Annotated in this window: 34 protein-coding genes; 32 read left to right on the top strand and 2 right to left on the bottom strand. The window is 30.1% G+C overall.

The window, feature by feature from the left end:
- Positions 1–159 precede the first annotated feature (159 nt).
- The 15 genes from HM992_RS18715 to HM992_RS18785 all read left to right on the top strand — a co-directional run bounded on the left by HM992_RS18715 (position 160) and on the right by HM992_RS18785 (position 11,298).
- The gene (locus tag HM992_RS18715; protein WP_179321130.1) at positions 160–420 is read left to right on the top strand and encodes a hypothetical protein; all 261 of its coding nucleotides are present in this window, start codon (positions 160–162) and stop codon (positions 418–420) included.
- A 150-nt stretch (positions 421–570) separates the two neighbouring features.
- On the top strand, positions 571–897 hold the full coding sequence (locus HM992_RS18720; protein WP_179321131.1) for a hypothetical protein: 327 nt from the start codon (positions 571–573) through the stop codon (positions 895–897).
- Positions 898–1,126: 229 nt separating this feature from the next.
- The gene (locus HM992_RS18725; RefSeq protein WP_179321144.1) at positions 1,127–1,672 is read left to right on the top strand and encodes a hypothetical protein; all 546 of its coding nucleotides are present in this window, start codon (positions 1,127–1,129) and stop codon (positions 1,670–1,672) included.
- Positions 1,673–1,822: 150 nt separating this feature from the next.
- Positions 1,823–2,116, top strand: a complete 294-nt coding sequence (locus tag HM992_RS18730) for a hypothetical protein (protein WP_179321145.1) — start codon at positions 1,823–1,825, stop codon at positions 2,114–2,116.
- A gap of 10 nt (positions 2,117–2,126) precedes the next feature.
- Positions 2,127–2,663 carry a DUF2199 domain-containing protein gene (locus HM992_RS18735; protein ID WP_179321146.1) on the top strand — a complete coding sequence of 179 codons (537 nt, stop codon included), beginning with the start codon at positions 2,127–2,129 and terminating at the stop codon, positions 2,661–2,663.
- A gap of 146 nt (positions 2,664–2,809) precedes the next feature.
- Positions 2,810–3,394, top strand: a complete 585-nt coding sequence (locus HM992_RS18740; protein ID WP_179321147.1) for a hypothetical protein — start codon at positions 2,810–2,812, stop codon at positions 3,392–3,394.
- A 660-nt stretch (positions 3,395–4,054) separates the two neighbouring features.
- On the top strand, positions 4,055–4,495 hold the full coding sequence (locus HM992_RS18745; protein ID WP_179321148.1) for a lipocalin family protein: 441 nt from the start codon (positions 4,055–4,057) through the stop codon (positions 4,493–4,495).
- Positions 4,496–4,655: 160 nt separating this feature from the next.
- Positions 4,656–5,243 carry a tetratricopeptide repeat protein gene (locus HM992_RS18750; RefSeq protein WP_179321149.1) on the top strand — a complete coding sequence of 196 codons (588 nt, stop codon included), beginning with the start codon at positions 4,656–4,658 and terminating at the stop codon, positions 5,241–5,243.
- 136 nt (positions 5,244–5,379) lie between these two features.
- Entirely contained in the window at positions 5,380–6,051 is a 672-nt protein-coding gene (locus HM992_RS18755; RefSeq protein ID WP_229720565.1) for a hypothetical protein, read from the top strand.
- Positions 6,052–6,227: 176 nt separating this feature from the next.
- Positions 6,228–7,691 carry a ligand-binding sensor domain-containing protein gene (locus tag HM992_RS18760; RefSeq protein ID WP_179321150.1) on the top strand — a complete coding sequence of 488 codons (1,464 nt, stop codon included), beginning with the start codon at positions 6,228–6,230 and terminating at the stop codon, positions 7,689–7,691.
- A 148-nt stretch (positions 7,692–7,839) separates the two neighbouring features.
- Entirely contained in the window at positions 7,840–8,526 is a 687-nt protein-coding gene (locus tag HM992_RS18765) for a hypothetical protein (protein ID WP_179321151.1), read from the top strand.
- A gap of 171 nt (positions 8,527–8,697) precedes the next feature.
- Positions 8,698–9,678: a DUF4062 domain-containing protein gene (locus HM992_RS18770; RefSeq protein ID WP_179321152.1), complete on the top strand. Its 981-nt coding sequence runs from the start codon at positions 8,698–8,700 to the stop codon at positions 9,676–9,678.
- A 218-nt stretch (positions 9,679–9,896) separates the two neighbouring features.
- On the top strand, positions 9,897–10,202 hold the full coding sequence (locus HM992_RS18775) for a hypothetical protein (RefSeq protein ID WP_179321153.1): 306 nt from the start codon (positions 9,897–9,899) through the stop codon (positions 10,200–10,202).
- Complete coding sequence (locus HM992_RS18780) at positions 10,199–10,597, top strand: hypothetical protein (protein WP_179321154.1); 399 nt, start codon at positions 10,199–10,201, stop codon at positions 10,595–10,597. The genes HM992_RS18775 and HM992_RS18780 overlap by 4 nt, the downstream gene beginning before the upstream one ends.
- A gap of 152 nt (positions 10,598–10,749) precedes the next feature.
- Positions 10,750–11,298 carry a 2OG-Fe(II) oxygenase gene (locus tag HM992_RS18785; RefSeq protein WP_179321155.1) on the top strand — a complete coding sequence of 183 codons (549 nt, stop codon included), beginning with the start codon at positions 10,750–10,752 and terminating at the stop codon, positions 11,296–11,298.
- Positions 11,299–11,514: 216 nt separating this feature from the next.
- On the opposite strand, the gene HM992_RS18790 is transcribed toward HM992_RS18785, so the two are convergent.
- Together HM992_RS18790 and HM992_RS18795 are read right to left on the bottom strand one after the other, a co-directional pair.
- Positions 11,515–11,925: a type II toxin-antitoxin system HicB family antitoxin gene (locus HM992_RS18790; RefSeq protein ID WP_179321156.1), complete on the bottom strand. Its 411-nt coding sequence runs from the start codon at positions 11,923–11,925 to the stop codon at positions 11,515–11,517.
- Between the two features lie 130 nt (positions 11,926–12,055).
- Positions 12,056–12,238: a type II toxin-antitoxin system HicA family toxin gene (locus HM992_RS18795; protein WP_115840128.1), complete on the bottom strand. Its 183-nt coding sequence runs from the start codon at positions 12,236–12,238 to the stop codon at positions 12,056–12,058.
- Between the two features lie 300 nt (positions 12,239–12,538).
- Between HM992_RS18795 and HM992_RS18800 the strand changes: the two genes are divergently transcribed.
- The 17 genes from HM992_RS18800 to HM992_RS18880 all read left to right on the top strand — a co-directional run bounded on the left by HM992_RS18800 (position 12,539) and on the right by HM992_RS18880 (position 25,913).
- Entirely contained in the window at positions 12,539–12,946 is a 408-nt protein-coding gene (locus HM992_RS18800; protein ID WP_179321157.1) for a DUF3997 domain-containing protein, read from the top strand.
- A 507-nt stretch (positions 12,947–13,453) separates the two neighbouring features.
- The gene (locus HM992_RS18805; RefSeq protein WP_179321158.1) at positions 13,454–14,038 is read left to right on the top strand and encodes a hypothetical protein; all 585 of its coding nucleotides are present in this window, start codon (positions 13,454–13,456) and stop codon (positions 14,036–14,038) included.
- 166 nt (positions 14,039–14,204) lie between these two features.
- Positions 14,205–14,987 carry a DUF6090 family protein gene (locus tag HM992_RS18810; protein ID WP_178985147.1) on the top strand — a complete coding sequence of 261 codons (783 nt, stop codon included), beginning with the start codon at positions 14,205–14,207 and terminating at the stop codon, positions 14,985–14,987.
- Positions 14,988–15,141: 154 nt separating this feature from the next.
- Complete coding sequence (locus tag HM992_RS18815; protein WP_179321159.1) at positions 15,142–15,849, top strand: protein-tyrosine phosphatase family protein; 708 nt, start codon at positions 15,142–15,144, stop codon at positions 15,847–15,849.
- Positions 15,850–16,081: 232 nt separating this feature from the next.
- A complete protein-coding gene (locus tag HM992_RS18820) occupies positions 16,082–17,497 on the top strand; it encodes a cyclodeaminase/cyclohydrolase family protein (protein ID WP_179321160.1) in 1,416 nt (471 codons plus the stop codon).
- 157 nt (positions 17,498–17,654) lie between these two features.
- Positions 17,655–18,347 (top strand): DUF6896 domain-containing protein, encoded by a 693-nt coding sequence (locus HM992_RS18825; protein WP_179321161.1) that lies wholly within the window; start codon positions 17,655–17,657, stop codon positions 18,345–18,347.
- 190 nt (positions 18,348–18,537) lie between these two features.
- The gene (locus tag HM992_RS18830; protein ID WP_179321162.1) at positions 18,538–18,870 is read left to right on the top strand and encodes a hypothetical protein; all 333 of its coding nucleotides are present in this window, start codon (positions 18,538–18,540) and stop codon (positions 18,868–18,870) included.
- A 75-nt stretch (positions 18,871–18,945) separates the two neighbouring features.
- The gene (locus HM992_RS18835; protein ID WP_317167557.1) at positions 18,946–19,305 is read left to right on the top strand and encodes a hypothetical protein; all 360 of its coding nucleotides are present in this window, start codon (positions 18,946–18,948) and stop codon (positions 19,303–19,305) included.
- Positions 19,306–19,462: 157 nt separating this feature from the next.
- Entirely contained in the window at positions 19,463–19,924 is a 462-nt protein-coding gene (locus HM992_RS18840; RefSeq protein ID WP_179321164.1) for a hypothetical protein, read from the top strand.
- 179 nt (positions 19,925–20,103) lie between these two features.
- Positions 20,104–20,463 (top strand): hypothetical protein, encoded by a 360-nt coding sequence (locus HM992_RS18845; RefSeq protein WP_179321165.1) that lies wholly within the window; start codon positions 20,104–20,106, stop codon positions 20,461–20,463.
- 30 nt (positions 20,464–20,493) lie between these two features.
- A complete protein-coding gene (locus HM992_RS18850; protein ID WP_179321166.1) occupies positions 20,494–21,528 on the top strand; it encodes a PQQ-binding-like beta-propeller repeat protein in 1,035 nt (344 codons plus the stop codon).
- Positions 21,529–21,786: 258 nt separating this feature from the next.
- A complete protein-coding gene (locus HM992_RS18855; protein WP_179321167.1) occupies positions 21,787–22,320 on the top strand; it encodes a hypothetical protein in 534 nt (177 codons plus the stop codon).
- A 168-nt stretch (positions 22,321–22,488) separates the two neighbouring features.
- Positions 22,489–23,007, top strand: coding sequence for a hypothetical protein (locus HM992_RS18860; RefSeq protein ID WP_179321168.1), 519 nt, complete (start codon positions 22,489–22,491; stop codon positions 23,005–23,007).
- A gap of 161 nt (positions 23,008–23,168) precedes the next feature.
- On the top strand, positions 23,169–23,549 hold the full coding sequence (locus HM992_RS18865) for a hypothetical protein (RefSeq protein ID WP_179321169.1): 381 nt from the start codon (positions 23,169–23,171) through the stop codon (positions 23,547–23,549).
- A 57-nt stretch (positions 23,550–23,606) separates the two neighbouring features.
- Positions 23,607–23,927, top strand: a complete 321-nt coding sequence (locus tag HM992_RS18870) for a hypothetical protein (protein ID WP_103192973.1) — start codon at positions 23,607–23,609, stop codon at positions 23,925–23,927.
- A 248-nt stretch (positions 23,928–24,175) separates the two neighbouring features.
- Positions 24,176–24,946, top strand: a complete 771-nt coding sequence (locus tag HM992_RS18875; protein ID WP_179321170.1) for a hypothetical protein — start codon at positions 24,176–24,178, stop codon at positions 24,944–24,946.
- A gap of 523 nt (positions 24,947–25,469) precedes the next feature.
- The gene (locus HM992_RS18880; RefSeq protein WP_179321171.1) at positions 25,470–25,913 is read left to right on the top strand and encodes a UPF0158 family protein; all 444 of its coding nucleotides are present in this window, start codon (positions 25,470–25,472) and stop codon (positions 25,911–25,913) included.
- The last annotated feature ends 121 nt before the right edge of the window (positions 25,914–26,034 follow it).

Genomic DNA, 26,034 nt, shown 5'->3' on the forward strand with positions numbered 1-26,034 from the left:
TGAGCTTACTTGCGAATATTCCTGCGGAATATTCACGGGTTCGTAAAAGTTTGCTAATTTAGTTGCTTAACCACGCAACTAACCATACACAATCACGTTGGCAGTAATTAAAAACTCACTCAAAACCAAAACTGAATTAAGACTTATAAAAGTAAATTTATGAATGAAAGAGTTTTAATTATTTTAAGAAAACTGATAAATGTATTGAGATATATTTTTACAGGATTTTGGGGATTTTTAACAATAATTGTTATCATATATTTAATTCATAGATATTCAAATCCTGGTTGGAAAAGTATTTCAAATCGAGACTTAAAAGATTATGGAAAAATTAGTTTAATCTTTTTTTCAATATTCGGAATCTTGACATTTTTAAAATATTCTATAACTAAAAAATTGAATAAAAATGAAGAAAAGTAAAACTTTGAAAGTTTAAAAAATCCATTTGAAATTTATAAGGTGAATTTAAAGTTTATGAAAAAGAATAAAAAAGGAGGAAATACAATCAAAATAAAAGAATATTTATTAAAGAAATAAATTGAAACCATTGTGAGAGATTATAACTATTTAATGGAAAAATTTTCATCATTAATTTACGGATTAACTACAGGAAAAGGTAATATTAAAGAACGACTTATCGTAAATTCGGTTGAACTTCATATGACATTTGGACTTGAATTCCCTGAAGAATTTAAAGACCAAAAGAATGAAATTATAAGTCGTTTGACAAAATTCTCAGCATTAATGGAAGATAGTGAAATTATTATGAGTTCTTATAATCGAACGATTTCAAAATGTCGATATAATACTATTGTAGAATTAACAGAATTAATAGCTAATTTACATTTAGATATGCAATTCTATTTAAGAACTCTGAAAACTTCCCGAAAAGAATAACAAAAATAGATTAAACATCTGAAAAAATAACTACTGCCAACACCGTATATAATTTATTGCTAGTTCTAGCCTACTTACGAAAATCCTCGCGGATTTTCTATTCGGTTTTTATTTGCTAAATTACGTGCTAAACCACGCAACAAACCATATACAAACACGTTGTGTGTAATGTAAAAACTGAACTCTGAAAAGAAAAATTCGAAATACAATTTATCTGATTTTAGGAGCTGTGATAATCTATTCACTAATAGCTTTACCTATTTCAAATTCTATATCTGAAAAATATGGAATTGAACTAAATAATGACCGAATTGAACTCGGACTAAAACCAATAACCGATAATTGGACTTTGGACAGTATAGTTTTACAAGTTCCAGTTCGTGGAATGAATTGTTTTCCATCCGAAATTCCTGACACTACTGATTATCGTTTTTTAGAGAATAAGTGGTATTGCCAATATTGGACAAAAAAAGAATTTGACCAAACTAAACCTTATCATAAAAGCAAAAAAATTTACTTCACTAAAAGCTTTTGGATTTGGCAAAACGAAATTGATTTTGAATATGACACTTACATAAATCCGAATTCAAATTTGGCTGAATATGAAGAATTAGAAACGACTGTTCATTGGAAAAATAATGGAGAAATTTATGGTCATCTTGCACATATTAAAAATGGAGAAGATTTATTAATTGACTTTGATGTTAATCAATCTATGTACGGATTTGAAAAAGAGAAAGTAAACGAAATATTAGAAAAATGGGAACTGAAATAAACACTACACACAACACCGTGTATAATTAATTGCTTTGTTCTTCCCTACTTGCGAATATTCCTGCGGAATATTCACGGGTTCGTAAATGTTTGCTAACTTAGTCGCTTAACCACGCAACTAATCATACACAACAACGTTACCCAACATTTAATGAAACTAATAGAATTCTTACAAAATACAGAGAAAATTGACGAAGAATCTGTTCTTTACGTAAAAAAAAATGATGGTCAGTTTCTTCCCGAATCAGAAATTACAATCCTGAATTTAACTGAAGAAGAGTTAGAATGGAAAACTTATGAAGTAACCGAAAAAAAATGTCCTGGTTTTGAATATTTTATGGAATCTTTCCTAAGTAAAGAATTTATGGAAGATATATCATCACAATATCCTACTATTGAAAAAAAATGTAACCGATTAATACATTACGTGGAATTTGATGCTTAAACAATATTAAATGTTCTGGAAAAGAAAGAAAAACAAAACAGAGGAATTTAAATGTTCTGAATGTGGAAAAGTCCATTCGGAATGGCCTACTCTGACTTTTAAATCACCTGCGAATTACGACTTTCTGTCTGATAAAGAAAAAACAGAACTTGGGAAATTAGAGTCGGATTTTTGCGAAATTCATTATGAAAACCAAATTGACCGTTTTATAAGAGTTACGCTTTCTCAAAAAGTAAAAGACGCTTGTGAAACTCTGGAATATGGACTTTGGGTTTCATTAAGCGAAAAAAGTTATTTAGACTATAAAGAAAATTACAATAATCCGAATCACGAAACTGGATATTTTGGTTGGTTATGTAGCAACATTCCTGAATATGGAGATACATCTTCAATTCCTTGTGATGTAATGACAAAAAGTGGAAATGACAGACCTGAAATTTTTCCTCACGAAGATTTTGACCATCCATTTGTTCGAGATTATTACGATGGAATTTTAAAACCAGAAGCGGAAAATAGAATAAACGAAATGATAAAAAACGTTGGGTAACACCGTGTATAATTAATTGCTTGGTTCTTCCCTACTTGCGAAAATTCCTGCGGAATTTTCACGGGTTCGTAAATGTTTATTAACTTAGTTGCTTAACCACGCAACTAACCATACACAACAACGTTGTGCAACATTTAAAATAAACTATGAGCAAATTTTTAACTTTCATACTTTTAGCTGTTTTAGTTCATTCTTTAGATGCTCAAGAATTGAAATTTGACTCTACTATGACTACTGAAATTGAATTGATAAAAAAAATTAAACCAAAAAACGACTATAAAAACTGGCAAATAGTTACATCATATGATAGCATTATTTATATTACAGGAAAAAGATTTACTATTCCAAAAGATTCTAAAAGTGGATATTTAACTCTGACAACAAAACAGAGTCATACATTTTCCTCTTCGTCGAGTTGCTATATTATTGTCCAAGAAAACGAAAAGTTTAAAGAAATACGTAATGAAAAAAGTTTGATTGAATTTATAGGGGAAATTGATAATATTCACGAAGCAATTTTAATTCTTTACCTCAATGGATTTTATTATGATTATAGTCATCCAAGTTCTTATAGCAAATTGAACAATGGTTATAAATTCAAAACAACTAAGTTTCATTACTGCCCAAATAAAAGCGAAGAAAAAGTAATTACAACTGACAAAAACGGAATAACTGAAATTAAAAGTAATGGATTTTATAAAGTAACTGATGATTGTTACACGATTGAATAAAAACGTTGCACAACACCGTATATAATTTATTGCTAGTTCTAGCCTACTTACGAAAATCCTCGCGGATTTTCTATTCGGTTTTTATTTGCTAAATTACGTGCTAAACCACGCAACAAACCATATACAAAAACGTTGGCATTCATTGCGGAACGCACTCTGAAACAAAAAAAAGAGCTTTATTAATTATAAATATGTTTGATTATATATTAAAACCTATACTAAAATTTTTAACGAAACCTCTCATATCTCTATTAATGAATTTAGCTGAATTGATGAATGAATTCTATGAAAGCTTTAAAAATAAAAAGTAACTCGAATTCGGAATTGAACAAGTAAAAACCGAACTGAATGCGGAATTTAGCAAGTTGAGGAATTGCTTACTCAGTCGGAATTGAAAAAGTTTACGAAATAAAACGCTGACCGAATTAACTCAAACGCTGGAAAATCGGAAAACGGAATTAAGCTGAATAATTTGAACTCTGAAAAAACAACGAAATGCCAACACCGTGTATAATTAATTGCTGTTTTCTTCACTACTTGCGAATATTCCTGCGGAATATTCACGGGTTCGTAAAAGTTTACTAATTTAGTTGCTAAACCACGCAACTAACCATACACAAACACGTTGTGTGTAATACCCAACCAAACTCAAAAATTGAAATGAAAAGACATTATTGGATTTTATTAATTTTAGTTCTTGGATTTACATCTTGCCATTTTATGGGACCAATAGATGTAAATATTGAGAGAAAAAATGTTGAAGTAAATTCAAATGATATTATAGGAACTTGGAAAATGGACAAATTTTCATACGAGTACCTTTCTGAAATTAAAACTGATAGTATTGTTTTGACATTTAAGCCTGATAATCTTTTCGAAATGAATAATTCTCAAAATCTATTTGACCGAGAAATTAATAACGGAACTTCATCTGGAACGTGGGAAATTATTGAGCAATATGATACGAAAAAAATTAAACTGAATTTTAACGATATAAAAACCTCAAAGAATTTAGAAATTTATAAGTTAAAGGAGAATTATCAATTATGGTATTTTATGTCGGATCCTGATACTGGAGAAAGAATTAGATTTCTGAAATAAAGTACTACACACAACACCGTGTATAATTAATTGCTGTATTCTTCTCTACTTGCGAATATTCCTGCGGAATATTCACGGGTTCGTAAATGTTTATTAACTTAGTTGCTGAACCACGCAACTAACCATACACAATCACGTTAGCCACAATTAAAAAAACGAAATGAGAATATTAATATCAACGTTATTTATTTTGACTTTTACTTTTTGCTCTTATGCTCAAGTGGACTATTTAGGTGAAGGAAATTCCTATCTGAATAACGGAGAATTTGAAAAAGCAAAAGAAACATTCGAAGCAGGAATTAAAGCAGAACCTGACAACTTAATTTATCAATGTCAACTCGGACTAACTCTAATTCAACAAAAAGAATTTAAAACTGCCGAACAAACACTTGAAAAAGTTCTAAAAGTTGATTCAACCAATGTTGCGGCAATCTGGTATAGTGGAATTGGTAATTTCAAAGGAGGACAAGAAAGAAATGCAATCGAAAGATTTGAAAAAGCTTTGACTTTACTTGATGAAAATAGCGGACAATATTTTTCAGCGAATTGGTTTATTGGCAAAAGTTATTCTGTTCTATTAAGTACAGAAGGATTAACATATAATGAAACCAACAGAATGTTCGAGTGTTATGAAGAATATTTGCGACTACAAACGAACGCAGACGATGCGGAAAAAATAAGGGAATATGTCAAAAGAAAAAAGAAAAGACGCCCTTCTGATAATGTGAAATTATGGGTGGATATGTAAAAACTGTGGCTAACACCGTGTATAATTAATTGCTAGGTTCTAGCCTACTTGCGAATATTCCTGCGGAATTTTCTCGGGTTCGTAAAAGTTTGCTAACTTAGTTGCTAAACCACGCAACTAACCATACACAAAACCGTTGCCACCAATTAGAGAAATGACCAAAGAAAAAATCTACGAAAAAGCAAATAGCGTTGTCGGAATTGAAGGAATGACAGGAAACGAACGCCTTTATGTAAGTGGATTAATGGACGAATTTGACAAAGCCAAAAAATCGGACAAATACAAAGCTCGAACAATACTTCAAGCATTAAAATTTGACGAACTTTCAATTGGCAGAATAGTTGGATTCTCAATGGATTCTCTAAAATATCCAAATGCTTGGGATTTTCCGAATGAAAACTCAAACGGACAAGAAAACGAAAATAAAGCTTCATTGGAATATTCCAATCTTAACGAAGTTGGAATGGGTGCACCAATGAGTGGAAAATGTAAAGTCAAGCTTAATGACAATAAAGAAATTCTGATTCCCGAAAATTGTGGTGGACCAGCAATTTGGACTCGAAATGGACAAAAAGTTGCAATACCGATTTGGGACAGGTCATTTTTTGGTGGAACATTCCAAAGAATCGGAATTGTGGATTTGGAAAAACAAACGCTGACTAAATACAAAAAGAAATTTCGAGTTTTGGATTTAAGGTCCTTTAGCGGAAATAATATTGTTGGATTTGATAGTCCAATACATAGAATTAAAAAACTTGAATTTGATTATATTAACGAACCGATTGAAAAAATTATCGGAATAAAATAACTGGTGGCAACACCGTGTATAATTAATTGCTTTTTTAGGCTTACTCACGAAAATTCCTGCGGAATTTTCTCTGGTCCGTAAAAGTTTGCTAAATTAGTTGCTCAACCACGCAACTAACCATACACAAAACCGTTGCCAGCAATATGAAAATAGCATCCAAACAACGAACGAAATAAATGAAAATACCATTTTTTGCACTATTAACCATCTTGACATTCTCATTGAATGCACAAAACCTATTCCCTGTTAAATTAGACAACTGTAAGACTGAAAAATTTTGTCTTGATTGTGGAGATACCAAAGCTGGGTATGATGAAGTAGAGTTCCTAAAACTTCAAGACAAATTAAACAAAGATTTAAATTTACAAGGAATTAAAGGTTCTGTGAAATTTCAAGTTCTCGTAAACTCTAAAGGAAAAGCTTGTGTTTTAAGTCATACAGACCAATCAAAAAGTGCTATATCGCAAAAAATAGTTAAAGAACTCAATAAATTCAAAAAATGGACTTCTGCAATAACGAAAGGTAAAAAAGAAGAAAAATCCTCTATCAACCTAATTTTCACAGTAAATGACAATAAAATTTCAGGTAAAATTGAACGTGTTGATAAGGAAGCGTTCAAAAAATCATTTGACAAACCAAATAGTCCAGAAATCTATAATGAAAATTACGAATACAAAAATGAAAATTTAGAAAATTATAAAATGACAGTTTGGAATTCTAAAAACTCAAATTTAACAAACAATTGGAATGACCATATTTCAATTGACAAAAATGGTTTAATTTGGCTAACTGTCAGCCAAGGTTTAGTAACTTTTGACGGAATAAAATTTAAAAATACTGAACAAAATATTTCTGATAAAGGAAAATACTTTGCTTATTACGAATTGGCTACAGATAACAATAATGTTAAATGGATTTATGCAAAAAATAACATTTATAGTTTTGACAACGATAAATGGGTAAAATATGATTCAACAGAAATTGGAATAAATTCAGCATACGATATAGTTAACAACACAAAAACTGGAGAACTTTTTTTCTGCTCAAAAAATGGAATAACAATACTCAAAGATGGTAAGTGGACTAAAATTGATAAAAACTTATTTAAAGATTTACCAGGCGATAGAGTTTCGTTTGCTAAAAGAGATTCTAAAAATAGACTTTGGATTGGCACGTATGACGGAACAGCAATGATTGATGAAAACAATCAGGTTACTAATTTTGAAAAGTCCTCTACAGTTCTGAAAGGAAAGTGCATTACATCAATGGACGAAGACGAAAACGGAAACCTATATTTTACACTTTACGAATTTGACAGAAAAAATAAAAAGCAAGTTAATAATGACGAAGGAATTGCAATACGTGATTCAAATGGAAATTTCAAACAATTTACAACTGAAAATTCTGGAATGCCTTTTAACCATACGAATTGTATTCTTTACGACAAAAATGAAAAGATACTTTGGATTTCAACTGACAGAGCTGGATTAGTGAGATATGACTTAAAAGGAGGTTGGGAGAATTACCATAATGAAAATTCAGACATTCCTACTTCTTACATTTCGACAATGACTTTTGATAATAGTGGGAATTTATATTTAGCAACTAGACAAGGACTAGTGAAAATTGAAAGAAAATAAAATACTGCTGGCAACACCGTATATAATTTATTGCTGGCTTCTCGCCTACTTACGAAAGTCCTCGCGGACTTTCTTTGTCCGTAATTATTTACTAAATTAGTTGCTTAAACCACGCAACAAACCATATACAAACACGTTACCTACAATTATGAAAAACATTCCGTTACTGATTTTAACATTGATTTTAATTGCAAGTTGCGATTCAAAACAAACTTCATCGGAATTGGAAAAATTAACAAAAAAGCTAACCGAAAAAGAAAATCGGATTTCGGAATTACAAAGTCAAATTGAGAATTTAGAAAAAGTTAATAAGCCGACTGAAAACAAACAAACTTCGGATTATTATCGCTTCGTGGAAACTTCTAACTCTGAAATAAATGTTTCGGAAAAATTAAAAAGCGGAGAACGGAAATCAATTGACAAAAAGGATTTTAAAGACACTTTAGATATATCAGACAATTTTTTCGTTTATAAACACACATCTGAAATCACTCAAACGTCTGAATCGGAATTTGAATCAATCTTGCGTGATTTTGACCAAGTCAAATCGGAATATGGAAATGACTTTTTTGTGCGAGTAATGACATTTTATAATGGACAAAGTTTGCCTCTGGAAACCGAAAATTCTAAAACAGATATTCATATTTTAATCCAACCGACTGAATTGGGTTATGAAAATAAAACGTTCGTGATTTCGGACTTTTATGAAGTTGACATAAAAATGCTCGAAAAGAAAGAGAATAGTGTCGAACTGACTTTTGAACACGGAAAATTTCCAAGAAAAAGTGAATTAATAATAATAAAACCTGAATTAGTAAAATTTGGAAATAAATAACTGTAGGTAACACCGTGTATAATTAATTGCTAGGTTCTTCTCTACTTGCGAATATTCCTGCGGAATATTCACGGGTCCGTAAAAGTTTGCTAAATTAGCTACCAAACCACGCAACTAACCATACACAAGACCGTTGGGCACAATTAAAGAACACTCAAGAACATTAGAAATATGGATAAAAGATATCAAGTCTTTATAAGTTCAACTTATACCGATTTAAAAGATGAACGTTCAAAAGTAATTCAAACAGTAATGGAAATGGACTGTATTCCTGCTGGTATGGAAATTTTCCCTGCATTAGATGAAGAACAGTTTAACTTTATAAAGAGGGTAATTGATGATTGTGATTATTATATTCTAATCATTGGTGGCAGATATGGTTCGCTTTCAGACGATGGTTTGAGTTATACTGAAAAAGAATTTGATTATGCACTAGAAAAAAACATTAAAATTATTGCACTATTACATCAAAATCCAGAACAAATACCTGTAGAGAAATCTGATATTAAACCTGAATTAAGACAAAAACTCGAAGACTTTAGAGAAAAAGCTTCCACAGGTAGGCTTGTGAAATTTTGGAATAAAGCAGAAGACTTACCTGGTTTAGTTGCTTTAAGCTTATCAAAAACAATTAAAACATATCCTGCGATTGGCTGGGTAAGGTCTAACACAGTTGGAAACAACGAAATCTTATCTGAGATTAATGAATTGAGAAAAGAAAATAATAAACTAAAAGAGGATATCGAACAAGCGGAAAAAACTGACAACAACCATATTTCTATTTCAGAAGAAGAATTAGCAGGCTTAGAAGATACGTTTTCATTTAAAGCAGGTTCAGGTTCTGCAAGTCAAGAATTTAAAATGACTTGGGGCGAAATTTTTTATATCATTTCACCTTATCTAATGGAACATCCTATTGATTCAAATGTAAAAAAATATCTTGCAATAAGAATTTTAGAAAAATTTGAAAAATCAACTGTTTATGCCACAATAAAAGAAGATGATTATAACACTATGAAAGTTCATTTGAGCTCATTAAATCTTATTAATGTAAAATATAGCAAAAAAATTAGTGGTGGAAATGGATTATTTTGGAATCTAACTGAAAAAGGGCTAAAAACAATGAAAGAATTGAGAAGTGTAAAAAAATAACTATGCCCAACACCGTGTATAATTAATTGCTTCATTCTAGCCTACTTGCGAAAATTCCTGCGGAATTTTCACGGGTTCGTAAAAGTTTGCTAACTTAGTTGCTAAACCACGCAACTAACCATACACAAACACGTTACCTGTAAGCTAAAACGAACATTTTGCTAACTTCAAAATTTAGGAATTAAAATTATGAATATTTACAAAAATCAGAATACAAAATGCTAATTGGATATTTTGACTATTTAATTATTGGAGTTTTAATTTACCTAAACATCAAATATTGGAAAACGAATTTTAAGATAAATAAAGGTTGTCTTTTAGGAGGACTTTTATTTGGTTTTTTCCTTCCATTTATTTCTATGATAATTGAACTTCAAATTGTCGGAGAATGGATGGACAGTTTTGAAGTTGTTTATACTTTTTTAAGGTTTCCAACCTATTGGATAATCGGAATTATTCAAATGGTTATTATTGGAATCAAATTGAGCTTTAATAACGAAAATGAGCAAAAAGGAATAATATGAAAATTTACAAACCTGTTTTTTCAATAATTATTATTTTCATTCAATTGATTTTATCATTAAAAGATTATTATGGACTTCAAGAATGGAGAAAAGCTAATCCTGAACTTGATGGACTCATAAATTTAGTTATTCATTATGACACACTTTTTCTGTTTGTTTTATCAATCGGAATCTTTGAAATGCTGACAAAACCGAGTTTAAATAAAAGACTCATTCGAATTTTTTTAGTAATTATCATTTTTGGTTATCATTTTTCTGGACTTATTCCAATCAAGGATTTTAAATATGGAATTTATAATACTGCTTGGTTTTTAGGATTTTCAGCATTCGTTTTAATTTTAGCAAAAATATCAAAATATATAATTGAAAAAATAACAAGTAGAAAGTTGAAATAAGCCTACAGGTAACACCGTATATAATTTATTGCTGGCTTATTGCCTACTTGTGAAAGTCCTCGCGGACTTTCTTGGTCGGTAATTATTTACTAAATTAGTTGCTTGAAACACGCAACAAACCATATACAACAACGTTGTAAGCAATTTGAGAAATGAACATAATTAACCACACAGAACATATAACAGAAATTGAAAATTTTTGGACACCAAAGAAGTGTGATAAATTCATTTCAAAAAGCGAAAGTATTGGATATGAACCAGCAATGGTTCAGACCGAAAGCGGACAAAAAGTAGTTGAAAGCGTAAGGAACAATCAACGAATACTATTTACTGACTTTGAACTTGCGGAAAATATCTGGAATGACATAAAAGAGTTCGTGAATCCAAAACTGGGGAAAAGTACTGCAATTGGACTAAATGAAATGTTCCGATTTTATAAATACGAACCTAATCAGGAATTTAAAAAGCATCGTGACCAAAGTTACATACGGAATGAATTTGAATCGAGTTACTACACGTTTATGATTTATCTGAATGACAATTTTGTTGGCGGAGAAACGACTTTTGGGAATTTAAAAATACAACCGAAAAAAGGGAGTTGTCTCGTTTTCTTTCACGATTTAGAACACGAAGGAACTAAACTGACTTTGGGAGAAAAATATATTTTACGAACTGACATAATGTACCGATTTGAAGAATAAAAACTGCTTACAACACCGTGTATAATTAATTGCTTTTTTAGGCTTACTCACGAAAATTCCTGCGGAATTTTCTCTGGTCCGTAAAAGTTTGCTAAATTAGTTGCTCAACCACGCAACTAACCATACACAAAACCGTTACCAATAATTTGAGCTACGAACATAAAAAAAGGTTACCTATTTAAGATAACCTTTACAAAAATGAATGATATATAAAGTTTACAACCTAATTGATTGTAGTTCTTGACCTAATGAATGTAATTCTTTTTCAATCTTTTTTGCTCTTTCTTCTGAAATATAAATATCCTTTTTTGTAGAATATTGTCTTAGCAAACTTGGACTGATTCCAATTCTATTAGCAAATGCAGATTTATTAATAACTTTAAGTTTATTGAATAATTCTGACAATTCAAGTTGATATTCTAAATTGATACCTTCAGACATCAATTTCAAGATTTTTTTATCATCAATATCTTGAGCTGTTTCAAGATATAATTCTAATGCCTCTTGTAAATTTTCTTTCAATGTGATTAAATCTTTACCATCAGCAGTTACTACACCTGGAATATTTTGAGTTGTACCCCAATAAATCCCATCAGTAGTTCTTTCTACTTTGACCTTGATTCCCATTTCTTCTTTTTTAATTACTGTCAACGTGTTTGTGTACGGTTTGTGTGTATAAGAACACACATTTTGATTTTCTTTTGGAAAACCTGAAATTATGAATATTTAAAATTCTTTGATACAAGTAGGGCTTACTTTACTTCAGCCCTGCTTGTTTTAAAATTGAACTTATTGTTCCTTTCGGAATATCCTTTTTAGGATGAGGAACAACTACTATTCCATTTTTTGTTAGATGTGTAAAAACGTGGTGAGAACCTCTTGTTCTATTCAATTCCCAACCATCTTTTTTTAGCATCTTTATCAAAGATTTACTATCCATACTTCATATATCAATCATTTTTTGTTAATGCAAATATATAACATTTTTGCAATATATAACGTTTTTGCAATATATTTTTTTTAAATAAAACGAATTCACTTATATTTTCTAAATTAAAATAAAAAACTATTGGTAACACCGTATATAATTTATTGCTGGCTTCTAGCTTACTTACGAAAGTCCTCTCGGACTTTCTTTGTCGGTAATTATTTACTAAATTAGTTGCTTGAAACACGCAACAAACCATATACAACAACGTTGTGTACAATTTAAGAAACAGCCGAAAATACATTGAATAATTTGAAAAAAATATTAGGAATAGCATTTTTACTGATTTTACAATCTTGCTATTTCGGAGCTGGATTAGTAGAAAAAGAAATTACGGACGACTATTGGTTATTCGCAAATAATACACTTGACGAAATGAGTATTTGGTTTAACGCTGAAAAATATTCTAATCGACTAATTGTTCCTGAAACAGTTTTTGCATTAGGAGAAAATGGAGATTTTATTATTGCAAAAAGTCACCCGAAAAATCTTGAAAGCGGAATTGATAAAAGCGTGACCTATTATTATATTATAGAAGTGGACAAAAAAAGTCCTGAACAAAGTCCGAATTTGACTTTGGAACAATTTGAGAATAAAAGAAAAGAGCTGAATATTCCGAATGATTTGGACTTTGACATTGTTTACGAAGAATTACAATAAAAACACTAAATGGGGAAAACTCTGAAAATAATTTCTCTGACATCATATTCTCTCATATTTCTTATGGGACAAATGATTGGACTTCCATTTATTTTTTGGCTGATATTTACAAGTTTTGAGTTTGGGAATAGTGACCAAATATTTGCCATTTTTGGACTAATAGGAGTAATTCTGAATTTTACCAAACATAGTAAGTCCAGACTTGTAAAAATATTAAGTTTTGTTCTTATGCTTACACCAATCGCAAGACGAATTACTGAAATACCAATCGAGAAATTTAATTATTTAGCTTTTCAAATTCCCCTTTTGATTTTTGTAATTACTTATCTGATTTACATATTAAAACAGAATGAAAATAAAAAAACTGTACACAACACCGTGTATAATTAATTGCTTCATTGAGCTTACTTGCGAATATTCCTGCGGAATATTCACAGGTTCGTAAAAGTTTGCTAAATTAGTTGCTTAACCACGCAACTAACCATACACAAACACGTTAGCCACAATATGACGAAAACCCAAATCAGAGATATAATTACAAAGATTCATTTCTACCTTTTGGGTTTTGCTTTACTGAATTTCACTCTGAAAAGCACGATTGAAATAAGTCTGAATTATAGACTTGCTTATTTTATAACCTTATTAGTTTATGCAAGTGGAATTATTCTCTTTTTCTGGAATTTCAAGCCATTTAAGAAAGTTGGGTTTTACTTTAGTTTTTATGTAATTACGCCTATTCTGATTTTTTTATTCTGGTTGTTTGGTGGAATATTTTTCGGAATTATAGCCTCAATAGTTCTTTATCCCATTCAACCGAATGATATCGAAATTGAGAAAAATGATTTTGTGATTTATCAAGAAAATCAAGGTTTTTTGGGAATGTGTTGTCCTTATGAGATTACGGAAAAGCAATTTTTAATACTTGAAAGGAAAATTAAAGAAATAGATTTAAACAATGAAATCGAATTTAATGATAATTCAATATATACAATAAACGGAAAAACGGAATTGAGAATTAAATTTGAAGGATATCAATTTTTAGAAAGAAATTTGCCTGAAAGAGATACAATAATTTTAATCAAAAAAGAATAAATACTGTGGCTAACACCGTGTATAATTAATTGCTTTGGCAAGTACTTATTTGGAAAATTCCTTCGGAATTTTTTCGGGTTCGTATTTGTTTACTAAATTAGTTGCTTAACCACGCAACTAACCATACACAACAACGTTGTGCTTCATTATCAGAAACCGCTAACCAATGATAAAATTCTTTAGAAAAATTAGACAAAAACTATTAACTGAAAATAAACTCAGTAATTATTTTATTTATGCTATTGGAGAAGTTATTCTTGTTGTAATTGGTATTCTTATTGCCTTGCAATTAAATAATCTTAATGATATAAAAAAAGACAAAGGTGATGAAAAGAAATACCTTGCTAGAATACAATTAGATATTAAACAGGACTTAGCAGAATTAGAAAGGCTTTTTCAAGGGGATACTATTCAATTAGATGCTTATACTTTTTTGGGACGTTATTTGCAGTCAGATTCAATAGCCACAGACCCTATTGTATTAGTCACAAAGTCAGGTAATGCTTTTGGAATCCATTGGTTTGAAGGTAAAAATATAGTTTTTGATGACATGAAATCGTCTGGCAAAACAGGACTCATTACTTCAGATTCTTTAAGAAATAGTATTCAATATTACTACAGATTATTTGATGAAGTCATAAAAGAAGAGAGTGTACACAATAATTCAATCTTAAAATATAATGATAATATTTATCCTTTTTTCGAAACAGGTTCTGGATCAGACATTGGGATGCCGGAAAGGTGGAAAGAAAACTCGAATGAAAAATCATTTTATAAATTTTATAATTCCGTGATAAACCTAGATGAAGACCAAAAAAAAATAATTTCCGATAATTTTGGCTTGACGAAAGCTAACATTTTACTAAATCATAGAGTTCGACTGTTACTACATAAAGAGGGACTAAAGACAATTACGGCTATTGATGCTTATTTAAAACAAGAAAAATAACGAAAGCACAACACCGTATATAATTTATTGCTAGTTCTAGCCTACTTACGAAAATCCTCGCGGATTTTCTATTCGGTTTTTATTTGCTAAATTAGGTGTTTAAACACGCAACAAACCATATACAAAACCGTTGTGCAACATTTGAACAAAGCCTATGAAAAATAAATTTATTCGAATTTTAATTATCATAAACGGAATTTTAATACCGATATTCATTCTTTACATTTTCGGATTATTAGTGATTGAAAAGTATGAGCAACGTCAAAATCAAATAATTGACGATTCGTTCTTTGAGTCAGAAAAACCAAGTGAAATACCTTTCGAAATTAAATATTCCTCACCAATCAAATTACCCAATTCTGATTTTTATTACATCGCAATTGAAAAGGAATTTGAAGACGATTATGGATATCTTGATATAAACATCGAAGATTCAGAAAATATGGTAAGAATGAATACTATGAATATTATCTTTTTGGATGAAAATTTCCAGAACTCGGGAAAACTCTTGCCCGAAAATGCATCTATAAAAAGTATGTTCATTCCTAACCGAAAAACTGAAGATTCTAAAATACTAAAAGGAATAACTCATATATCTTATTTCATAGCTAATTCGGATACAAATGACGACGGAATAATTGACCGATTCGACCAACATTATGTTTATTTATCGGACTTAAATGGACAGAACCTTAATAAGGTCATAGATAAAAAAGTAAAAAATTATCAATGGATAAATAACAACAAAGAATTGCTTTTGACTATTGATAATCCAGAGGAACCGAATAAACTTGAATACGGAATTTACAATATAGATTCTAAAGAAATTAGAGAAACAAAAAACTTCAACCCAACGGAATAAAAAACGTTGCACAACAACGTGTATAATTAATTGCTTTGGTCGTTGCCTATTTGGAAAATTCCTTCGGAATTTTCTCGCGTTCGTTTTTGTTTACTAAATTAGTTGCTGAAACACGCAACTAACCATACACAAAACCGTTGGCAGTAATATAAAAAACACTGCAAACCAGCTAACTATGTTCCTAATACTAATTAATTCTGTATTTTTGAAAATGAAATAATATCAATGCTTAATGAATATAAATTTACTTGAAATAACAACAGATGAGCTTTTAGAAAAGTTTGGAGCAGGGAAGCATAAACCAGGTTCTGGGAGTGCGGCAGCTTTACAAGGAATGATTTCCTCAAAACTTTTAACCACAGTTATTAGTCTTACTAATGTTCCGAAACGTCAAGAGAGGTATAAAAAAGTTCTTCCAACTCTATTGGAAATGGATGCTAAAATCCAAAAGAATATATTTCCTGAGTTAACGCGATTATTTCAAGAAGATGCAATTCAATTCGATAAGGCAATTATTGCAAGAACTGAAAGAGATGAAGAAGAAGATATAATTAAGAGTAATACTTTAGGAATAAAAGCATTAGCTGAACTTAAATTATCAATTGAAATTCCTATTGAGATTACAAAACTTTGTATTGAACTTGCGGAAATATCTGACTATGTCTTCGATAATGCTTTTCAAGGAGCTAGAGGAGATTCACAAGTAGCTCTTAGTGGAGCTGTTGCAGGTATTGCTGGATGTTTATCTATAATACAATTAAACCTATTATCGTTTGGTAGCGATGAATATCCTTGGACATCTAAGATTCTTATTGAGACTAAAGATTTAAAATCAAAATTCAATAAATTAAATGAGATTGCTAGTTCTAAAATAGAGTTGCTAGAAGATGAAGTATTTGCTATATCTAATCTTTATAGAGAGGTTGACCAATTATTAAACAATCTGAAATCAAGAACAAAATTAACCGATGAAGATATTGAAAGTGCCGCATCAAAACTACAAAATCTATTATGGACGCATAAAGGTGTTATTTGGTCAAACAATATCCCAAATCACCCTGTAAAAGTTCTTAAGCCAAATTTAGCGTTAAAAAAAGCCTTAGCTTATAATTATGTTTCTGTTGAAAAATTAGAGATTATTGACGACGACAATGGGAGTTTTGAAACAGCTGGTGTTATCAATCAAAACGAAAAATTTGTACTAATATCAAATAATTTTGACAAGAATACACAAAATTTTACTGCAGCTCACGAGCTAGGGCACGCTCTTCTTCACAAACAAACAGTCCTACACAGAGACAGACCAATAAATGGAATATCGAAAAACGTTAAGCGCAATTTTACTGAACGGCAAGCAGATAAATTCGCAACTTATTTTTTAATGCCATCAAAACTAGTGAAAAAGGAATTTTATGAAATGTTCTCAACTGAAAAATTTATTATCGATGAACAATCATCCTTTAATCTTATAAAGGACTCACCGAGTAAATTGAGAACTGAATGTAGAAATTTACGTGGTCTAGCAATAAAACTAGCATCATCTGAACGTTTTGACAACCAAAGTTTTATTTCAATTGCAAAATTGTTTAATGTTTCGACAATGGCAATGGCAATTAGACTTGAAGAGCTTAATTTAATTGAATTTTAAAAATACTACTGCCAACACCGTATATAATTTATTGCTGGCTTCTCGCCTACTTACGAAAGTCCTCGCGGACTTTCTTGGTCGGTAATTATTTACTAAATTAGTTGCTTAAAACACGCAACAAACCATATACAACAACGTTATCTACAAGCGCAAAAAAATGACTATAGACATTAAAGAACCTCTGGAAACCAAAAAAGTGAAGAGTCTTTTAGATGAAAATGAGACTTTATTATTTGCCTTAACTGAACAGGAATTTAGTAGAGATTATGTTGTTAATCTTCAAAAAGAATTACCTGATTATCTTGTCAGTGAAATTAAGTGGATGAATAAACTTTATATAGTTCCCAGCATTTCTTCTAAAATAGTAATGGAAAATTTAAATGGGTTTTATAAGTGCATTGAACTATTTGACAAGACAGCTCATTACCTTATGAACCTTATGGCTGATACTTTTAACATTAATCTAAACAATTCAAGTGAATTACACGATTTAAAGAGAAATAGAAGTGATAAACAAAGAGGAAATATAAATGATGAGTGGAAATATCATTTTCACGGAAAAGGATGCTCATTTACTAATTCAATTACTGATCAATTCTTAGATGTGCAAATTATCAATGGTCTTGAATATGGAGAATTAGACACATATTATTTAATGAAGTTTATTCAAACAACAGAATCTTTAAAAGAAATGAGTACTGTTTTAAACAATGAATCAAATAATATGAAAAAGGTGATTGAAATATTAAGGCTGAATGATTATTTAGTGGAATTACCAGAAGCACTTGATGATGGTCTAATAATAAATCGGAATAAAAAACCGGTAGATAACACGGTGTATAAAACATAGCTAGTAAGTCCTAAACCGGAAGGTTAGTGTATATTTATAATGTCCGCCAAATTTTTAAATTTGGCTTTTAGAATAGAAAAATTAAAAACAAAACATAAAAATTCGGCTCTGTATTAATCCGAAAAGTAAGCGTCTTTTTATACGCTACGTTTCATACACAAGTCCGTTGTACACAATTTGAGAAAACAATTTGAACAGAGAATTTATAAATATAGAAATACTAGCAGAATTGCATTTATACTCAACCGAAAATGGCGGAAAAGAGCATGGAGTCGGAACAGGTTATAGACCGAATCACGTAATAGAATATTTACCTAATTCAAATGACATTGATACATTTTATATTGGACAAATTGACTTTGAAAAAGACCGAATAAATCCTGGAGAAACCGAAGTCGTAAAAGTGACATTCATTAGACACCAAAAATTAGAAGAAATACTTACCAAGGGAAGAATTTGGTGGATTCACAACGGACCTAGGAAAGTTGGTGAAGCAAAAGTTCTTGAAATAATAATCCCATAAAACTCTTGAATTAAAACCCACATGGAAGTATTATTAGAATCCAAGTATGATTATGAAATGAATAAATGTATTCTAGTGCAAGGAGATATACATTCAGTTTGGGCATATGTAATTGATATAACTGACAATAGAGATGAAATAGAATTTGACGGATTTATATGTTCTCGTGGAACTTTAATTGATGATAGTAATGAAATTGAGGCTTATATAAATCACGATCAAGGTTATGCACCACCATTATTAAGTGAATATAAAAATGAGTATTCTATTATAAATGACCTTGTTGAAAGCGATATAAAAATTGACTGGAAAGACAACATTGTCCGAATTTTTATGAAAGGAACTGAATATTTAAAAATGGATTTGGAAACTAAAATGTCCTATTCTAGAGGAATTTCGAAAAGCGGAGCATATGGAATTCCATTAAAAGAATAAATAAAAACTGTGTACAACACCGTGTATAATTAATTGCTTGGTCACTGCCGACTTACGAACATTCCTTCGGAACGTTCTATCTGTGATTTATTTGCTAAATTAGATGTTTAACCACGCAACTAACCATACACGAACACGTTGTACCTAATTTGAGAAAATGAGAATATTAACAATTATTGCAATTTTTATTGGGTTTTTCAATTCCGCAAATTCTCAACAATATGAATTGAATGAATTAAAGAATTTGTCCGTAAATGATACTCTCTGGATTGATTACAAAACTGGAGGTTGTTTTTCTGGAAATTGGAATAAAGTAATTATTACTAAAAAAGAGCAATATTACGAATACATTCGGATTGAAAATATGACTAAAATCCTTGTGGAATATAAACAAGTTCTCTCTTCACCAAAGCAGATTGACAATTGGTTTCGTAAAAATTTTCAGCAGATTATAAAGCCAGAAAACATATCTAAGGCTAAAGAAAAAAATCACGAACTGAATATCAGTACCTTAATAAAAACAATTGAATATTATAGAAAATGTAATTCGGATTTTGAAGGCGAATATTCTACTATTAAAATCAATTTGAATTCAATCGAAAAAAAAATACAATTATAAGTGCCACATTCATTTGGAATTATAAAAAAACTAGGTACAACACCGTGTATAATTAATTGCTTCATTGAGCCTACTTGCGAATATTCCTTCGGAATATTCACTGGTTCGTAAAAGTTTGCTAAATTAGTTGCTTAACCACGCAACTAATCATACACAAACACGTTGTAACCAATTTGGGAATGAAATACCTAATTATAATATTAACAATTCTATTAACTCTGACTTCTTGCAATCAGGAAAAAGAAAAAGAAAGAGAAACAATTCTATTAGCTGACCGAGAAGCACCTTTGGGCTGGGTTTATTTAAGAATTTATAAGGACAAAACGTTTGAATTTGAATCTCGTGGACTTGAACGTGTTGGAGATATTTACGCTGGAAATGTGGAATTAAAAAATGACACAATTTATTTCAAATATTTAGACTCAATTCCTAAAGCTGGAAACAAAGCAATCTTAACTGAAAAGTTTGTTTCATATTTCAATGGAGATTATCCTGAACGATTAGAAATAAAGAAAAGCATTATAAAAACAAAAAACTAGAAAGCTAAAAACCAGTAATCTCATTAACGGATGATTAAATCACATTATAAGGTACTTTTAATACTTTTTTGTTTAGTCTACGCTTGTAAAAATAAAGGTTCTGGCGTTTTTAGTAGTAGTATTTCTGAATTAATATCTATAGAAAATTCATTTCAATTCTACGAAAATTACGATGGTTATATCATAAAAGAAAATTCCATTACTAAAGAAAAAATTTGGGAACATAAAAAACTTTACAATCTGTCGATTAAAGTTCTAGATTCAGGAAATAGTATATATTATACAACACCAAATACAGTAGTTTCCATTGACAAAATAAATGGAGAAGTCAATTTTATAATAAAAGAAAATTTCACAGGTAGAACCTATGATTTGCTTTCACACAATAACGAAATAATAGCATCTTCTTTGTATGGTTCTTATTCTTTTTCTAAATCTACAGGGCAAATATTATGGTCTTTATTACCTTCCTCATCAACAATTTTAGGTAATCCAAAAATTTTAATAAATAATGATACGCTTTTTGTTGCAGGGAATTTCAAACCAGATATTAAAACCACTTTATTTTCTTTCAACTTAAATAACAAATCAAGAATAAGTGAAATAGATTTACCGAAAACTGTGGTAACAAATTTAGTGCTTGTTCAAAATAATTTAATCTTTGGAGCTGGTCAATCAATTATGGAACGAGAAATTTTCTCTATAAGTAAAGATGATTTGAAACTAAATTGGCAATTGGAACAAAACATTGACCACTCTTCCAGAATTGTTCCTAATAAAGAGAATATTGTTTTCTTTAATTTCAAGAACCAAGTTTTCGAATTGGATACTAAAAGTTTAGTAATAAAAGAAAGATATACATTACCAGATAATTATTTTGAGTTACTTTTCATTAATGACGATAAACTAATTGCATCCAATAACTCATCTTTAGTAATTTATTCCTTACCAAATGATAAAAAAAAGTACTTTAGGAATATTAAAACTGCTGGACCTTGGGTAATAAACAATGAGATTTATTATGCAAACAAGACATCAATAAAAAAATTGGCTGAATTAAAATAAAAAAACTGGTTACAACACCGTGTATAATTAATTGCTAGGTCACTGCCGACTTACGAACATTCCTGCGGAATATTCTATCTGTGATTTATTTGCTAAATTAGTTGCTTAACCACGCAACTAACCATACACAAACACGTTGTACACAAGTTGACCAAATCAAGAAAAACAGTACTTCACTCAATGAAATAGCTCATTTACTAAATCTGACTTTTATTCTTTCGGAATTAAATTTAGTTTCGTTAAAACCAAATACGGAATATGAAATCTTCTGAAAAAAAACTGATTGCTTTATTTGTTTTAATACTTGCTCTTTCTTGTTCTAGCAATAAAAGTATTATAAAGTCTGAACAGAATGAAATTGTTGGGATTTATCGTGACCGATTTACTGACAGAATCGAATTAAAAGCTGATTCAACCTTTATACATAAGTACAGTTTTGACCTTTCATCAAGTTGGACAATAGGAAAATGGAGATTTAGAAATGACACAATATACCTGAACCCTAAACTTATAATGGACACTTTGCAAATTAGAAATTCTGCTAATAAAATAATCAAAGACTCATTAGTTTTATCATCTGACCAAAAATCAAACCGGATTGAATTTAATGAACATATACTTTCGCAAATAACAAGTGGCGGACAAAATAGAACAAAACCACCGAAAAAATTATTCTGGAAAAAAGAAAAACTTTATCGCGTAAAAAGTAACGGAAATCTAGACTTAAGAAGACTAAAACAGTTTTGGACTAGAAAAAAATATAAAACCTACTTCAGAAAAGTAACTGAATAAAAACCTGTGTACAACACCGTGTATAATTAATTGCTTTGTTCTTCCCTACTTGCGAATATTCCTGCGGAATATTCACGGGTTCGTAAAAGTTCACTAATTTAGTTGCTTAACCACGCAACTAACCATACACAAAAACGTTGTGTGTAAGCTAAAAATCAGAACTAACGAATGAAAAAAATCTTGAAATTTAAACATTGGCAACTATTTATTCTGATAGTTCTGACTGCTGCTTGGTCATCACCAAGTCCTTTGCAGGAAATTATCAGATTTATAGGTCTAATTACTTTTCTTATTTGGACTTATGCTATTGGAATTTATGGACAAGAAAAATTGGAATATCTAAAACTTCCGACTTTGGACACGAAACTATTTAAAATTAACATAATTTTATTTCCGATTTTATTAATCGTCTCATTTTTACTTTCGCCTGAACAAACTGTTGAAAATACTCAACCGGAATTTAATACTCAAACGATTTTACTAATGCCGATTACACTCTATATGTTTTTTGCATTCTTTCAAACAATAGTTTTTTCTTGCAAAACACTTGCAATAATTGAACTGAAAAGAGCAGTGAAGTTTTCTGACTATTTAGTGAATTTAATATTAACTTTATTTTTAATAATTGGAGTTTGGATTTTACAACCGAAAATAACAAAACTGATAGCTGAAACTGAAAATAATTGAGTGGAATAAAAAAAAGCCTACACACAACACCGTGTATAATTAATTGCTGGGTTCTTCCCTACTTGCGAAAATTCCTGCGGAATTTTCACGGGTTCGTAAAAGTTTGCTAACTTAGTCGCTAAACCACGCAACTAACCATACACAATCACGTTGCCCACAATATGAAAAAAACCATTTTCACATTAATAATTCTACTCTTAACATTGAGCAGTTGCGCACAAGAAAATAATTGTGCCGAATTTAAAACTGGCGAATTTCGCTATGCTAAAGAAGGAATGCCTGAGAAAATTGTGCGGACTGAAAATATGCAAATCGAGACAAATCCAAATGACAAAATTGTAGTGAAAACCGCAATTGAATGGACTTCGGATTGTGAATATACAATGACTTACAAAGAGATTTTAAATCATCCAAAAGACGTGAGTAGCGTAATTGGAAAGAAAATTTATTGCGAAATTGTGGAAACGAATGGAAATCGAGTAAAAGTTCACGCAAAGAGCGATACAATGGATGAAGTTTTGGAATTTATAAAAACAGATTAAGAAAACGTGAAAAGGATTTTATATTTAATATTATGCTTAACTTTAAGTTCGTGCTTTATGTTTAAAGATGACGGAATTGAAGTAAAAATAAAAAACAACACAAACGAACCGATAACGAATGTTGAATTCACAACGACTGAAAGAATTGAAATAATAAAAATTGACCGAATAGAACCAAATAAAAGTGCGACTGAATTTTTATCAATGAAGAAGAATAAGGCTGATGGAGCATATTCACTTACTTTTAATCGTGCGAATGGAAAAAAGGAAATTAGTGGTGGCGGATATTATACAAATGGAGGTTCACTTGACCATTGGGTAGATTTTGAGATTGAGAATGATACAATAATTGTGAAATTTGACGCACCAATATACTGAAAAAATACTGTGGGCAACAACGTATATAGCTCATAGCTAATAAGTTGCTTAATCGAAATTAAGGCGTATTTGGAAAGTCGCCAAATTTTTAAATTTGACGATTTCCAATAAAAAAGATAAATAGTAAAATTTAAAAATCTGGCTTGTGCTCAACCGAATAGTTATCACTATTTTACACGCTACGAGCCATATACACGACCGTTGCCAGTAATTTGACCAAACCGAAAACATTGATATTTATTGATTAAATGAAAAACCACTTTTTAGTTTATTTTATTGCCATTTCCACTCTTTTCTCTTGTAATAATCAACAAGAAGAATTGAATGAAATGAACTCATTTTTAAAAACGAATTATGAATTCAGCAATAGAATTTTAGACTCGAACAGAGCAGATTATTATACCTTAATTCAAGAAAAACCTTCGCTAAAGATTGAGGAACTAAATCAGTTGGATTCACAACTTGATAAATTGATTTTCAAAATAGACAATGCGATTTTAAATAAAGAATTTGATTTGGAAAAGACAATCGCAGAATCAAACCACATCTTGCGTGAACTTAAAAAAATCGTAAAACATATAGAAGATTATTCATTTCAAGAATTTGAACAACCAAAAACAAATTCAAATGAGTTGGTTCTAAATTATTTAAAGAACAGACTTGTAATTGCAACGATTAATGCTTTTGAATATGCAAATGGTTTTACTTCTACAGAACCTAAATTTGAAAGAGCAGTTGATAGCATTATTACAAGTAAAACTGAAAACGGAATTAAACTTACTTTGACCTCGAAGTTTGGACAATCAATAACTGAAAATAGACACGTTGTAATAAACAGTATTAAGTTCAATGGACAGGAAAAAAAGGTTTATTTCAAATTAAAAGACAACTATTCTTTTGCTGATATTGAATTTGATTCATTACAAAGTGGAACATATAAAATAGATGGTCTTTTAAAATTCTACGGAAGATATGGAGAAGTAGAATCTTGGTTTGAAAGAGAATTTATAGTGGAATAAAAACTACTGGCAACACCGTGTATAATTAATTGCTATGTCCTAGCCTACTTGCGAAAATTCCTGCGGAATTTTCACGGGTACGTAAATGTTTACTAACTTAGTTGCTTAACCACGCAACTAACCATACACAAACACGTTAGCCGCAATTCATTCGTGCATTTTCTCCTAGTTTATTTTTTGGAGATTTTTTTTTTGATTTTTAAGACAGATAAATCAGAAAAACTGAACATATAAAAATAAATGTTTACATCAGGCTGAATATCAAAATCTTAAATGCAAAAAAATCGAGCGAGTATCACATATAGTTCTTTACGTTAGATTTTTTGCTGGGAAATTCCTGACCTTTTACTATCTTTAGTCTATCAACCATGAAAAATAGAACTGTTATTCGCTACATAACAATAACTTAACTGCTGTGCGCAAGCCCAAAAACACATCAATAAATATTCAAATACGGACATAAAATAATTCAATTAAAAATAAATACTAATTTTAACTCTAACGGAAAACCCTCTAATTTGAAATGGAAAATTCCAAGTCGAAAATAATTAAAGAAATTGCACAAGAATTAGATTGCGGAAATAATTGTTACTACAACTCTAAAACTGACGAAATAATAGCTATTCCTAATTTTTCAAACTTCCCGGATGAAGATGAATTTCGAGAATGTTTTAAAGCGGACTTAAAAGCAGTTCAGAAAAACAAAACGCATTTAATAAAAATTGAGGTTTTAGAAAGTTTTGAGTCTTTTAAAATAATGGAACAATTTATAGAGCAAATTGATGACGTTGTATTTAAAACGAAATTGAAAACGATTTTAGAAAATAAAAATCCATTTAAGAACTTTAAAAATTCAATTGATACCTCGGGTTTTAGGCAAGATTGGTTCGATTTTAAAAAATTAGAATTGGAAAAAATAGTAGAAACGCAATTAAATAGAAAAAATCCAGCGCACAACATCGTATAAAAAAATTGCTGTTTTATGTTTTATAAATGTTAGATATTGAAACACCTAACTAAGCACGGAAAAACACGATAGCAGTAGTGCAGTTAGTATTTTTACATATTTTTTTAATTCTATCTTCAAT

It is taken from the genome of Winogradskyella helgolandensis, assembly GCF_013404085.1.
In the GTDB taxonomy this organism is placed as follows: domain Bacteria; phylum Bacteroidota; class Bacteroidia; order Flavobacteriales; family Flavobacteriaceae; genus Winogradskyella; species Winogradskyella helgolandensis.

Excerpts from the sequence above, each read along its gene's own strand:
- HM992_RS18860 (WP_179321168.1), top strand. The coding sequence starts at position 22,489 with ATGAAAAAAATCTTGAAATTTAAACATTGGCAACTATTTATTCTGATA.
- HM992_RS18810 (WP_178985147.1), top strand. The coding sequence starts at position 14,205 with ATGATAAAATTCTTTAGAAAAATTAGACAAAAACTATTAACTGAAAAT.
- HM992_RS18870 (WP_103192973.1), top strand. The coding sequence starts at position 23,607 with ATGTTTAAAGATGACGGAATTGAAGTAAAAATAAAAAACAACACAAAC.
- HM992_RS18845 (WP_179321165.1), top strand. The coding sequence starts at position 20,104 with ATGAAATACCTAATTATAATATTAACAATTCTATTAACTCTGACTTCT.
- HM992_RS18775 (WP_179321153.1), top strand. The coding sequence starts at position 9,897 with ATGCTAATTGGATATTTTGACTATTTAATTATTGGAGTTTTAATTTAC.
- HM992_RS18820 (WP_179321160.1), top strand. The coding sequence starts at position 16,082 with ATGAATATAAATTTACTTGAAATAACAACAGATGAGCTTTTAGAAAAG.
- HM992_RS18780 (WP_179321154.1), top strand. The coding sequence starts at position 10,199 with ATGAAAATTTACAAACCTGTTTTTTCAATAATTATTATTTTCATTCAA.
- HM992_RS18750 (WP_179321149.1), top strand. The coding sequence starts at position 4,656 with ATGAGAATATTAATATCAACGTTATTTATTTTGACTTTTACTTTTTGC.
- HM992_RS18880 (WP_179321171.1), top strand. The coding sequence starts at position 25,470 with ATGGAAAATTCCAAGTCGAAAATAATTAAAGAAATTGCACAAGAATTA.
- HM992_RS18805 (WP_179321158.1), top strand. The coding sequence starts at position 13,454 with ATGACGAAAACCCAAATCAGAGATATAATTACAAAGATTCATTTCTAC.
- HM992_RS18735 (WP_179321146.1), top strand. The coding sequence starts at position 2,127 with ATGTTCTGGAAAAGAAAGAAAAACAAAACAGAGGAATTTAAATGTTCT.
- HM992_RS18715 (WP_179321130.1), top strand. The coding sequence starts at position 160 with ATGAATGAAAGAGTTTTAATTATTTTAAGAAAACTGATAAATGTATTG.
- HM992_RS18840 (WP_179321164.1), top strand. The coding sequence starts at position 19,463 with ATGAGAATATTAACAATTATTGCAATTTTTATTGGGTTTTTCAATTCC.
- HM992_RS18855 (WP_179321167.1), top strand. The coding sequence starts at position 21,787 with ATGAAATCTTCTGAAAAAAAACTGATTGCTTTATTTGTTTTAATACTT.
- HM992_RS18825 (WP_179321161.1), top strand. The coding sequence starts at position 17,655 with ATGACTATAGACATTAAAGAACCTCTGGAAACCAAAAAAGTGAAGAGT.
- HM992_RS18790 (WP_179321156.1), bottom strand. The coding sequence starts at position 11,925 with ATGGGAATCAAGGTCAAAGTAGAAAGAACTACTGATGGGATTTATTGG.
- HM992_RS18730 (WP_179321145.1), top strand. The coding sequence starts at position 1,823 with ATGAAACTAATAGAATTCTTACAAAATACAGAGAAAATTGACGAAGAA.
- HM992_RS18875 (WP_179321170.1), top strand. The coding sequence starts at position 24,176 with ATGAAAAACCACTTTTTAGTTTATTTTATTGCCATTTCCACTCTTTTC.
- HM992_RS18740 (WP_179321147.1), top strand. The coding sequence starts at position 2,810 with ATGAGCAAATTTTTAACTTTCATACTTTTAGCTGTTTTAGTTCATTCT.
- HM992_RS18785 (WP_179321155.1), top strand. The coding sequence starts at position 10,750 with ATGAACATAATTAACCACACAGAACATATAACAGAAATTGAAAATTTT.
- HM992_RS18760 (WP_179321150.1), top strand. The coding sequence starts at position 6,228 with ATGAAAATACCATTTTTTGCACTATTAACCATCTTGACATTCTCATTG.
- HM992_RS18795 (WP_115840128.1), bottom strand. The coding sequence starts at position 12,238 with ATGGATAGTAAATCTTTGATAAAGATGCTAAAAAAAGATGGTTGGGAA.
- HM992_RS18765 (WP_179321151.1), top strand. The coding sequence starts at position 7,840 with ATGAAAAACATTCCGTTACTGATTTTAACATTGATTTTAATTGCAAGT.
- HM992_RS18745 (WP_179321148.1), top strand. The coding sequence starts at position 4,055 with ATGAAAAGACATTATTGGATTTTATTAATTTTAGTTCTTGGATTTACA.
- HM992_RS18720 (WP_179321131.1), top strand. The coding sequence starts at position 571 with ATGGAAAAATTTTCATCATTAATTTACGGATTAACTACAGGAAAAGGT.
- HM992_RS18865 (WP_179321169.1), top strand. The coding sequence starts at position 23,169 with ATGAAAAAAACCATTTTCACATTAATAATTCTACTCTTAACATTGAGC.
- HM992_RS18850 (WP_179321166.1), top strand. The coding sequence starts at position 20,494 with ATGATTAAATCACATTATAAGGTACTTTTAATACTTTTTTGTTTAGTC.
- HM992_RS18815 (WP_179321159.1), top strand. The coding sequence starts at position 15,142 with ATGAAAAATAAATTTATTCGAATTTTAATTATCATAAACGGAATTTTA.
- HM992_RS18770 (WP_179321152.1), top strand. The coding sequence starts at position 8,698 with ATGGATAAAAGATATCAAGTCTTTATAAGTTCAACTTATACCGATTTA.